The organism is Algoriphagus sp. NBT04N3 (genome assembly GCF_019443765.1).
GTDB classification, from domain to species: Bacteria; Bacteroidota; Bacteroidia; order Cytophagales; family Cyclobacteriaceae; genus Algoriphagus; species Algoriphagus ornithinivorans.
Map to the genome: position 1 here is coordinate 4,452,519 of NZ_CP048415.1, position 12,308 is coordinate 4,464,826.

5 protein-coding genes are annotated in these 12,308 nt (G+C 42.5%); all 5 read right to left on the minus strand.

Going from position 1 to position 12,308, the window contains the following annotated elements; genetic code table 11:
* Positions 1 to 11 precede the first annotated feature (11 nt).
* The 5 genes from GYM62_RS19390 to GYM62_RS19410 are packed head-to-tail and all read right to left on the minus strand — an operon-like array spanning position 12 to position 12,306.
* Positions 12 to 791: a DUF6090 family protein gene (locus GYM62_RS19390; protein WP_219957614.1), complete on the minus strand. Its 780-nt coding sequence runs from the start codon at positions 789 to 791 to the stop codon at positions 12 to 14.
* A gap of 1 nt (position 792) precedes the next feature.
* Positions 793 to 1,806 carry a sensor histidine kinase gene (locus GYM62_RS19395; RefSeq protein ID WP_219957615.1) on the minus strand — a complete coding sequence of 338 codons (1,014 nt, stop codon included), beginning with the start codon at positions 1,804 to 1,806 and terminating at the stop codon, positions 793 to 795.
* A gap of 23 nt (positions 1,807 to 1,829) precedes the next feature.
* Positions 1,830 to 2,969, minus strand: a complete 1,140-nt coding sequence (locus GYM62_RS19400) for an FIST signal transduction protein (RefSeq protein WP_219957616.1) — start codon at positions 2,967 to 2,969, stop codon at positions 1,830 to 1,832.
* 22 nt (positions 2,970 to 2,991) lie between these two features.
* Positions 2,992 to 4,131, minus strand: a complete 1,140-nt coding sequence (locus tag GYM62_RS19405; protein WP_219957617.1) for an FIST signal transduction protein — start codon at positions 4,129 to 4,131, stop codon at positions 2,992 to 2,994.
* A 3-nt stretch (positions 4,132 to 4,134) separates the two neighbouring features.
* Complete coding sequence (locus GYM62_RS19410) at positions 4,135 to 12,306, minus strand: ATP-binding protein (protein WP_219957618.1); 8,172 nt, start codon at positions 12,304 to 12,306, stop codon at positions 4,135 to 4,137.
* Positions 12,307 to 12,308: the final 2 nt, after the last annotated feature.

The following is a 12,308-nucleotide window of genomic DNA, read 5'->3' on the forward strand; positions in this document are numbered from 1 at the left end:
TTTTCTTTGGATTAATTTTTGTCGATTTCCTGATTAATTAAGTTCAGAATAGGAGCTGTAAAGGATTCCATCGATTGCTCATACAGAAGCTTTAATTCCAGATTTACAGCGGCTACATTCCGCATATGATAATCAGAATCAGGATCCGATAGGTAGCCTGGAATATCTGTTTCATATGACTCCATGATGTCATCAGTCAGCTTTTCGGTTTGGGTACCTAATTCCCAGATTTCATTCATAATCAAAGCTGAAAAGTACCGGTGTATGTGGGCATTGTAGACTGATCTCCTTGTATCTCCCTCGTCGTACAAAAATGATTGCAGGCCGTTCATCCTGTTCAAATAGGATGAGATTTGTTTAATGATCTCCTCATTTTGGATGATCCCCAATTCACCATTGGCCACTAACTCATTGTAAGCAGGGATATATGGAAGATAACTGCCGCCTCGCCCCACCAGAAAAACGTCTCTTACAAATTCAGGAGGATTCTCTATTTCTGAATCAATCTCAAATGCACGAAGCAGACGCTCTGCTTGCTCTGCTTTATATTTTACCAGACTAATGCTGCTTTCCAGGTTCAAACTGTCTTGCACCATCTCCTGCTGCAGGCGTTTGAGCACATCCCGCTCACGATTTTTGGTTTTCCTTTCTTCATTCCAATTATTGACCTGAAGGGCGATCAAAATCCCAATCACCACCAAAAATATCTCTCCCAAAGCATAGATTAGGTATCGGGATAATCGGTTTTGGATCAGGAGTTTTTGCCGTAGCCTTCGGAATAGGGAAATCATATCAATTAGGTTTTTGAAGTTTGAGGATAAATATGGAACCTTTTCCCTCCTCACTTTCTACTGTCAACTCACCCCCATGTGCCTTTACAATATCATGGGTAATACTTAATCCCAAGCCTGTTCCCTCGGTCCCTTTTTTGGTAGTGAAAAATGGCTGAAGGATTTTGTCTTTGATTTCTTCAGGAATCCTAAGTCCATTATCCTGAAAGCTAAGTTCTATTTTGTCTTCTAAACGCTGAGTTTTGATTTGAAGGCGAGGTAGGTATTCCCCATTATTGGTAGTGTTTAGCTTTTCGCGCATTGCATCAAATGCATTATTGACGATGTTCAGAACAACCCGAGAAAAGTCTTCCATTACCAAATTAGCCTCCCCAACATTTTCATCTAATTGAAAATCCAAATTCATATTAATCGGGTATTTGCCCGCTCTCATTCCATGAAAGGCTAGCGTGGTGAATTCTTTGACCAGATCATTAATCCGGACTGAACTTGCTTTTCCTGTACTTCCACGGCTATGTTGTAGCATAGATTTGACTATACTGTCAGCTCTGCTGCCATGCTCATGAACTTTGGTCAAATTATTTTGTACGTCAGTGAGAATGTCGATAATATCTTGTTTGGTTTCTGATGAATCCAGTTTTTCCAGTTCCTCAAAAACCTCCTCGATCAATTCCTTGCTCAATTCTGAAAAGTTGTTGACAAAATTTAAAGGGTTCTTGATTTCATGGGCAATGCCAGCTGTGAGTTGACCAAGTGAGGCCAACTTTTCTTGTTGGACCAGCTGGGCCTGGGCAGATTTAAGCTCTGCCAAAGCTTCTTCTACAGCGACTCTTTTATGCTCCAGTTCTTCAATGGTTTCCTCCAGCAAAATGGCGGTGGTCCGTTTTACTTTTTCGGTTCGGTCTAGCTTGAAGGATAAAATCTGAAGTTCTTTATCCACATCTTTTAAAGACTTCAGCATAGCCTCCTTGACTTCAGGAGAAATATTGGGCTCCTGCTGTATGAAGTCTGACACCTCTTGAAGATTTTTATCCATTTCTATTTTTCTTTCAGGGCTATACAACAGGTCGTTAGGTTGTGCATCTCGAGATTACCACCGGCCATTCTCCCAAGCTCGGCATTCGAAAACATTCCTACCATTGGAACCTTCCACACGTTTTTTACACCTTCTATTTCTGCATTCATCATGGGACCAAACGAAAGTATTCTACCCGCACAACTGAACACCACCACTGCATCTGCTTCAGGCATTTCATCTTGTTTGAGTTGTTGAACTCCTTTCACTACTTTTTCCATCACATCCCAATCAGGGGGAAGAGAAAAGCGGATTTTTGAGCCTTGAGGTACAGTGCCACTAGTGAAAAAGGAGCGGTCGGTCCAATCCACAACCAAAGGAGGCCGCATGACAGGGTCTCCATTTTCCCGTTGAAGTTGAAGGGGGAAGTTGGCAGCGATTTCAATTAAAAGGTCTTTATTATCAGGACTGATATTTTCCAGTCCACCATACTTGGTTGTGATATCCAGTGCCGGCTCATTATCGATTGTGAAGACATGGTTCCCTTCGCTTTTTGTCACTATTTTTTCGGTTCCCATTGCTTTCCATCCGCAGGTAGCAATACCGCTTACTTTTACTTTTGATTCATCCAAGGCGATGCATACCATTCCATTATTGCTTTCCCATTCATTGGTAAAAACCCAGGTTTCTTCAAAAGCATAATCGTCACCCGCAGCTCCGCCGAAGGCATTTACCTCCTCACCGATCGTCTTTCTAAATCCAAGTAATATTTCTTCCCCATCCGTTGCTGCATTGCTGGTCGCTATCAGAAAAGCGAGCTGTTCAAATTCTTTTTTTGCCTTTTGAGTGATGCTCTTAGCAGTTTCTTGGTAGTTATTTGACTTAAACTCATCAGCATAAATTCTGAAATGCTCTTTTTTCATATCTAGAAGGAGAATAGCTACAGACTTTGTCTCTATGTCTTCGTCGATAAACTCCCCATTGGTACTGCTTCCAAATACCGCAATGCCCGCTTCATCAAGCAATTGGCTGATTCCCTTTCTGTCTTGGGAAACTGACAGAAAAACGATTGCTAGCGTAGGATGGAATCCATCTGCCATGCTTTCGGTAAGCGCGCTTTTTATTTCTGCGGTGGTTTTTCCTTTGATTGATTTCGCCTTCATAGTTTTATTGGTTGATGGGAATTTATTTTTCTTTTAAGGCTACCCAGCTTACAGTGGTACCATGAAATTCAGAGGGGCCATCATCTAGTTTTCCAAATTCACCCAATGAAAAGAAGCCTAGCATAGGTTTTTTCCAGGTTTCGGAAAGTCCCTCTATTTCTGATGAAATCATGGGACCAAAAGTCCCTAGTCGACCGATGCAGGAAAAAATGAGCAAGGCATCTATCTCAGGCATGCTCTTTTCCTTTATAATCTGGGTACTTCCTACCACGATATCGATGGCATCAAAGTCTGGAGGTAGTGAAAATCGAAAAGACTCTCCTTCCTTCACCTCGCTGCCTACCATGATGGACTGGTCGGCAGTATTCCAAAAAATTACTGGTTTCATAATAGCATTGCCAGAGGCTCTTTCAAACTGTAAGGGATAACCCAAGTCCGAAGGAAGCAACCCATCGCCTTGCTTTTCATCGGTGATTATTTCTTCTCCTAAAAAGCGCTTGATGACATTTACAGCTGGTTGGTCATCTATACTATATACCCAAGCGCCTTTACTCTTGGTGATTTTTTTGCTGGTTCCTACTGGTTTCCAACCCGAAACAGCCAGCCCATTCATCATTACCTTATCACGGTCTATAATCAGTGCCAATATTCCTGCATAGGTTTTTGAAGAGTTGTTGAATAAAATTCCTGAGAAATCCTTGGGATTGCCGGCAACTCCTCCCATGATAGGTACCTCCTTGCCAGCTGATTCAGTTAATCCTTTGATCACCTCGTCACCAGACATTCTAAAATCTATGGGTGAAATGATAAAGCCAGGGTTCGTGAATGTTTCTTTGCCGATTTTTCCGGTTTTTAATCCGGCTTCGTAGGCTGAAGAATCATGATATTCTTTTAGGACAATCCTGAAATAGTCTGGATTCATATCCAATAACATCACTACAATATTGTGCTCATCAATACCGTGCCCTGTAAATTTTTGAGGTGCAGTAATACCAAAAATCTTGATGGAATGTTGGTCAAATTGCGTTCGTAAATCTTCTGCATTTTCCGTTTCCGATAAAGTAATGATGGCAAGCGTAGGTTTAAATCCACTTCTTAAAGAATTATCAAGTGCTAACTGTATTTCGGTGGGCGAATTTCCTTTGATGATTTTTGATTCCATTTGTCAAAGTTTTAAATGGATGTTGAAAATGGTTTGTCCTGGTTGTGATTGAATGTCCAATCTACCACCATGGGCTTTGATAATATCATTTGTGATACTGAGGCCTAGCCCTGTTCCTTCAGTGCCCTTTTTGGTAGTGAAAAAGGGCTGGAGGATTTTGTCTTTGATATCATCTGGAATACCGGGGCCATTGTCTTGAATACTGATCAATACCTGATTTTTCTGCCGCTTAGTTTTGATATCCAGGCTAGGAAGATATTCCCCGTTGTTTGAGGAATTCAGTTTATCGCGCATTGCATCAAAGGCGTTATTGGCAATATTCAAGATGACTCTTGAAAAATCCTCCATGACAAGGGTTGCTTCTCCGGCATTTTCGTCTAAGTCAAAATTCAGATTTACGTTTATAGGGTTTTTTCCTGCCCTCATTCCATGGAATGCCAGATTGCTAAATTCTCTAACCAGCTCATTTATCCCGATGGAAGAGGCTTTTCCTGCACCGCCCCGACTATGTTGCAGCATGGATTTGACTATTCCATCAGCCCGGCTTCCGTGCTCATGTACTTTGGTGAGATTGCTTTTGACATCCGTTAAGATGTCAATAATATCCTCTTTGATATCCGATGATTCTAACTTTGCTAGTTCATCAAAAACCTCTTCTATCAGCTCTTTGCTCAATTCTGAAAAGTTGTTGACGAAGTTCAATGGATTCTTGATCTCATGGGCAATGCCGGCCGTCAGCTGTCCCAGGCTCGCCAGCTTCTCCTGCTGAATCAGTTGCTCCTGGGTAGCTTTCAGCTCTTTCAAAGCCGATTCAGCCTTGGATTTTGCCAGTTTAATTGCTTCCAAATCCTTTTCTGCCTGAACTGCATTCGCCTCTGCGATCTTTAAATCTGTAAATCGGGTATAGGTCAGATCAAAAACTCCAGCAAATTTTTCAAGTAGGTAAAGCGCCTCTTCATATAATGGCTCGGGACTGGTGACTACCAACATACCTTTGGAAAAGAATCCTACAGTCTGTACCCGTCGATTGTGTTGGTATTTTTGATTAAATGGGATTCTGATCTCCTCCTTCATAAATTGAAGCCATTGATCCAATTCTTTTCCCTGAAGGTCTATTACCAAGGATTTTTTTCCTTTTTTCCAAGCCTGATAGGCTTTGGAGAGCGTGGTTTCCTCTGTGATTCTACCCGAAAATCTACTGTCCAGTTTATTGCCGCCTTGAGCAGTTATCCAGAAGTCAATCGTTTGATTTTTCTCATTAATAATCCCGATGTTGATTCGCTCATGGGTTACTCCCAAATTTTGTAGCTGTTCGAATAATACTGAGGCTGTTTCGGATAGTTCTTCAGATCGCTGCATTCCCATGGTTCTGGATCTAACCCGCTCCAAAGCAGCTTCTATTTGAGCCTCCCGCGCTTGGGCTTCCGCTTGTTTTAAATCACTGAATCGGGTGTAGGCCAAAGAGAAAACGCTGGCAGCCCTTTTCAAAAGCTTCCAACTTTCGTCTGAAATTTCGCCAGGTGATGCGGCTCCCATAAATCCCTGACTGAATTTGTAGAGATGGTAGGTTCGCTCCGGAATTTGGTTTCCATAAAACTCCTGAATACTGAAATGATGTGACTTTTCTGCACAATAGGATATCCATTCCGTACGGTGCTGGCCCTGCATCTTTATGGAGGTTTTGGAAGAGCCTGATTGGTAAAATGATAGCATTTCTCTTCCTACCCATGTATCCTCCAAGCGGATAGTCATGTAGTCGGAAATCAGTTTTTTATCATCCTGGATAGCATACCAGCATTCTGTAGTTTCTTCATCTGCATGGTGGATGTAGATGGAGCTGGTCTCCAATTCCTCAACTCCCAGGAGCCCCATTTCTTTTCTGAGAAGAGTCGCCACATCCACCAATTCATCCGGTTTCTGCATAGACATCGCTCTTGCTCTGACCCGCTCCATAGACGCTTCTATCTGAGCATTTCTTGCTTGCTCTTCAGCCTTTTGGAGATCGAGAAATCTGGTATAGGCTTGTTCAAAAACCTTTGCAAAACGAGGGAGTATATCGGTTGTTTCCAGATACTTGAGTGAGGAAATTAGGATATAGCCGTTTTTAAAGGAGGCTCCGTAATCAATTTCCCAAGGCGGGGCGGCTGGCATGGGAGCATTTCTTGATTCAAGATCTTTTATAGCCACTTGAGCGGAAGGAAGATCAAAAATATCCTTGAAGTGTTGCTCAATAAAATCACCGGGAATTTCGATAGAGAACAATTCTTTTCCCGCCTTCCACTGATCATATCGATATTGATGAATATAGTCTAAATCGATGGGGACAATAAACGGGCTGAGCATACCTCCACCCGGAATACTGTGCCATTGCTCTACATGGCCTTCATGCTTATCGCAAAAGACTATCCCTGCCGCGAATAAATCTTCCCCAAAATTCCGGAGTTGGTCAAACATCTCAGTAGTCACCACCCCAAAATCTGCAGCGCTTTGCATACCCATGGAATGGGATCGGATTCGCTCCAACGCAGCTTCAATTTGCGCCTCCCGGGCCTGTTCCTCAGCTCTCTTGAGATCTCTGAACCGTTTGTAGGCTAGGCCGAAAACGTTCGCTGTTCTGCGCAAAAGGTTTCTGGAATCCTCATCGGGATAAGAATAGGTGACCATAATCAACGCTCCGCCTGAAAACTCCGACATGGCCCAATAGGCTTTCAATTTGTCTCCTGAAGTATCAGCCTTGGCTTTTGAAAGGTGCCAGTATATCTCCGGAGCATGCTCTTTCATCAGTTCAAACCACTGCTTATATTTTTTACCTTCATTGACCAGAACATAGTCCGACTGATCCGATGCATAATAGTCCATCATTTCTTCAATGATCAGGCTTCCGGATTTTGGAAAAATAGCCATGGATTGCATAATTTCACTCTCACTCCCGTGTGGATGCATGGCCCCCCAAGACTCAAAATGGTTTGGATGCAGGTCGTACAGATGAATGGCACACACCTCGAGATTTTTCTGGCCCAGCATCCCCATTTGTGTACGCAGCTCCAGAGCTACTTCTTTTAACTCATCGGACGTTTGCATGGCCATAGCTCTGGACCGTATCCGTTCAAGAGCGGCTTCAATTTTGGACTCCTGAGCTTGTTTCTCCGCTTTCTTAAGATCCAGAAATCGGGTATATGTCTGATCAAAAACCTTGGTAAACCTTTTGAATATATCCTGTGAATCGGGCACCTTTTCATAGGTGATGAATAGAATAAACCCTTGGTTGAATTTACACAAGTGATTGATCTGATAGGTGGGCAGCGAAAGCCCAAGTCTTTCAATTTCGTCAAAAGTGGGTTTCAGGTCCGGGAATGATTTCATGTATGTATAGTGCTCCTCCAAGGCTTTACCTCCAAGTTCCTGAACTAACATTGTATCGTCACTCTGAATGAATTCACCCATCTCATCGAAAGAGGCCTCACCATAAAGGCGAAGCTGAAATGGGGTTTGAAGGGTTCCTTCACTACTCATGCAGCAGGTAGCTGTTTTTTTATCCTCAGCCAGAATATTATACCCACAGCTCCATGCGGGGATCCCTAATGCCTGGACTTCCAAAAAAAGCAAATTGGCTACTTCGGGTAATTCAGCACTGCTTTGCATGCCCATGGTCCGAGACCTGATTTTCTCCAAGGCTGCCTCAATTCGAGCTTCTCTGGCTTGGGCTTCTGCTTTCTGCAAGTCCAGAAACCTTATATAGGCTTGCTCGAAAACTTTACCGAAACGGATGACGATTTGATTATCACTATCAGAAAAGGGCTCATCAGTATACCGGAGGATTTGTAATCCTGAGTTTTTCATGAAAGTTAAAGTCGTCGTAAACGCAGAACTTTCCTTCATGAATTTCTCTATTTCCGGATTGAAGGAATTGGTGTCCAACAATTGTTGGTAATACTCTTTCATGACTTTACCTGAATAGGTTTTCATAAAGAGTTCTGGTCGCTCTTTGATGACTTGATTGTATTCGCGTTGGACTTGGGTACCGCTGCTGTGGGTGATTCGAAGGGGCTTTTCTGAAATAGCTCCTCCTACCCAGACATCGTAATCCGAGTCGTTTTCAATTACCCCGCTCATAGCCATGGCGTCCAATGGAACTCCCAAGGCCAGCAATTGCTCCCGCATTTCATTGGCTACCAATTGCATTTCCATGGTGTTTTGCATACCCATGGATCTGCTTCTTACTTTTTCCAAAGCCGCCTCAATTTGAGCTTCTTTTGCTTGTGCTTCAGCTTTTTCCAAATCCAAAAAGCGCTGATAAGTTCGACCAAATTCTCTGGCAAAGCGACTGACTATATTTTTTTCCTCCTCAGTGGCTTTGCGGGAGTGGTTGAAACCCAGATAGCCAAATTGGAAATGACCCTGAGTGGTAAAAAGTCCATTTGGGAAGTCTTCAGGGTTTATTTTGTGACCCTCTGGCAAAGCACTCATCACTTCAGATAGTAATTCCCATAGGTAAGGGAGGTCTTCTGGAGCATAATCAATGGTATTTACCGAATTGGGCTCACAGCTTTTCCATTGGGCAAAGGCCTGATTCCAAGCCTCAATGGCATGAATATCGATTAGCTGTTCTGCCACTACGCCATTGTCAGCGGTGGTCGTCAGCCTGATGCTAAAGGTTTCATTCGCTTCATCAAATAAAGTCAAATGAGTCAATACCGGATTGATTCCTAGTAAGTCGAATTGATCAAATAGAACGCAGAGCACATCAGTTAACTCATCAGTTTGGTGCATGGCCATGGCTCTCGCCCTTACACGCTCCAGGGATGCTTCGATTTGAGCCTCACGGGCTTGCTTTTGTGCTTTTTCAATATCCAGATAGCGTTGGTATAAACGGCCAAACTCACTGCCAAACCTGCCTAATATTTTTTTCTCTTCTGTTGTTGCTTCTCGGGATTGATTGATTCCCAAGTATCCAAATTTGCAATTTGCCTCAGTTGTGTGAATCCCATTCGGAAAGTCATTCGGGTTGATCTTTGACTCCTCTGGTAGGGATGAGAAAATTCCGTCAAACAATTCCCAAACTCTTGGCAGCACATCTGGTGAAAAGTGGATATGAGTGATTGTTTCAGGGTTTTGAGATTTAAAAGTTTCCACAGTATGAGACCATGTATCCATCGCATCGAGTTGCACTACCTGTTCGGCATGCACAGGCTTACCATCCTTGCTCGTCATTCGATAGATAAATGTGTTATTTTCTAAGTTGATCAGTGTCAAATGGGTCCAATGTGCATCGACTCCCAAGTGGCTTAATTGATCAAACATCAAGGCTAAAACTTCAGACAATTCATCCGGATGATGCATGGCCATTGCACGGGCACGAATCCGTTCCAGTGCAACCTCAATTTGAGCTTCTCGGGCTTGGGCTTCCGCCTTTTGAATGTCCAAAAAGCGTTGGTAGACTCTTGTGAACTCTTTACAAAAGCGAGACAAGATTTCTTTTTCCTCGGGAGAAGCAGGTCGCAAATGGTCGTAGCCCAAGTAACCAAAGGGTGTGTAGCCTGCCATGGAATAGCCTCCATCTGGGAAATACTCTAGCTTCATTCTTTCATCCTCCGGCATCGCATCAAAGGTTTCAGAGAATATTTCAAAAACCTGAGGAAGGACTTCCTTGGAATAAAAAATAACTTCTACCGAGTCGGATTTGTCATTAATAAACTTATCATAAATCCCTTTTAACTCTTCCATACTATCTACATGAACAACCTGCTTTTGTGGTTGTCTGTGTTTTGACTTTCCGGAAGCCCTATAGGTGAGTGTTCTATTTTCCCGGTCAAAAAGACTTAGAAAAACATTCATAGGATGAATTCCGAGCTGGTCAAATTGTCGGAATAAAACACTAAGTACCTCATGCAGTTCATCCGTACTTTTCATAGCCATGGATCTGGCGCGCACCCTTTCTAAGGCCAATTGAATTTCGGATTCCCTTGCCTGAGCTTCTGCCTTTTGGAGGTCTAGGAATCGGGTATAGGCTTGCTCAAAAACCTTTGCAAATCGTTTGATGGTATCAATTTCATGTTGGGCTAAGGACTTCCCTTCAAAATCATTGATGTTGAACACAGCATTTTTGACTGCTATCATGGAAATGCAATAGGCCTCACTATTGAATATCATCTGAAGGATATCTTCCGGCAATTGCTTGAATTCTTCAGTGTGCTCAATTAAATGATGATAAAAAGCATCTTTTTCTTCTTTAGAATAATGTCCTTCAAAAAAATCCAATTGCTTTTCCAGTGCATGGTATAAATCTTTCGGTACAGGATTCTCAAAGTAGGGGAGACGATAATTGGTGATGACCAAACCTCCTTCATTCTGTCCACAAACAAATGCATTGAGGTCTTTTGAATCTTCAATACCGGTAGCGATTCCAACAGCTGTAAAAGGTATTTCTAAGTCTTTCAATTTTTCGAAAAGCACAGCTACTACCTCATTCAATTCATCACTTTTGTGCATGGCAAGTGATCTTGAACGGACCTTCTCCAATGCTGCTTCAATTGTGGCTTCACGTGCTTGGAATTCTGCTTTTTCAAGATCGAGAAAACGTATGTAAGCTTGTTCAAAAACCTTGGTAAATCGCAGGAGAATTGAGTGGTCTTCTTCGGTGATATCGCTATTCTTAGCCAATGCTACAACGCCATACTTATGATTGCAGTCAATGACCTCCATCCGATTCATCTTTTTCTTTTTCTGAATTTGCTTAAAGCTCGGATGGCCTGTCATCTTGCTCAACTCGTCCATAATTTTGTCAACTTCCTTCTTGCCTTTCCAAGACAGGTAAGAAAATTTTTCACCGCCTCTCCAGCTTTTGATGGATGAGTCTTCAAAAGGTGCTAAGGGGACAATCGCAGTATATGGTTCGTCTATGACTTCTTCAACTGGGGAAAACCAACAATTCGAAACCCCTTCTTCCAGCATAAAAATATTTATCCAGACTTGATAGAATTCGAGTTTCAGCTCTGCAAATTGTGAAAAAAGTACACTCACGACATTTGCTAGCTCGTCAGTTTGATGCATAGCCAAAGAAGCAGAGCGCACGCGCTCAAGACAGGTCTCTATTTGTGCTTCACGTGCTTGGTTCTCTGCTTTTTCAAGATCGAGAAAGCGAGTATAAGTTTGTTCGAATACCTTGGCGAATCGTTGAAATAAAGCCTGGGCCCCTGATAGGGGTTCTAGTGTAATAAATAACAGATTGCCAGAAGCAAAATTTGCCACATGGTGGATTTGCCTTTCTGGCAAAGGAAATCCTGCATCCATTGATTTTTGAAATGCTTTTTTGAGCATTGGGAAGGAATGCAAATACTTGAAATAGTCCTGCATCTCTTTTCCTGAAAAGTCTTTCTTTAAAAAGCTTTCCCCCTTTTTCCAAGATTCAAATTGGCGCTTGTGCCAATCGTTTTCCTCTATGAGTATTCTGAATGGAGGGTTCATGGATCCATCCGCATTGCACATCCAAGAAATAAGATGTTTTTGTTCTTCGTCCCAAATAGTAAATCCAGAGCTGTAGGTACTAATTCCAAGACTCTGCAATTCTTGAAATAATAAGGAAGCAGTAGCTGCTAGCTCGTCACTGGACTGCATAGCCATAGTCCGCGCCCGAATCCTCTCCAAAGCCGCTTCAATCTCTAATTCCCTGTTTTTTTCCAGTAAATCGGCGGTTTTTTCTTTGACGAGTTTTTCTAGCTCTTCAGTCTTTTGTTTCCAAATGTCAATCCCCCAGGTATCCTTTTCACTCACTACTTCCTCAGGCTTTGATCCATGCCAATGAACTACTTTCCATTGCTTACCAGAATAATTCAATACTGTAGAAAAGCGCATATACATTTCTACCGCTTCTTCACCGGTTTTGATGGTTGCATAAATATTTTCTGCAAAGACCGCGGAATTTTCATCTTCAGAAATAAATCGATGAACCGGCTCATTCCTCCATGTGATGTCCAAACTCTCACTTTGGATTTTTTGATTATTCAGCAGTTTTTTAAACTCCTCAATGCCCAGGATTTTCTCATCCATTGCGGTACCAAAACCCATGACGTTCTCATCTACCAGTCCCTCTAATAGATTGGGCTCATTGGACTCTAATCCTACCTTCATAAATTCCCGGTAGGTCTTTTCCAATAGTTCTTTCTTCGATCTTTCCATCT

Excerpts from the sequence above, each read along its gene's own strand:
- GYM62_RS19390 (WP_219957614.1), bottom strand. The coding sequence starts at position 791 with ATGATTTCCCTATTCCGAAGGCTACGGCAAAAACTCCTGATCCAAAAC.
- GYM62_RS19400 (WP_219957616.1), bottom strand. The coding sequence starts at position 2,969 with ATGAAGGCGAAATCAATCAAAGGAAAAACCACCGCAGAAATAAAAAGC.
- GYM62_RS19405 (WP_219957617.1), bottom strand. The coding sequence starts at position 4,131 with ATGGAATCAAAAATCATCAAAGGAAATTCGCCCACCGAAATACAGTTA.
- GYM62_RS19410 (WP_219957618.1), bottom strand. The coding sequence starts at position 12,306 with ATGGAAAGATCGAAGAAAGAACTATTGGAAAAGACCTACCGGGAATTT.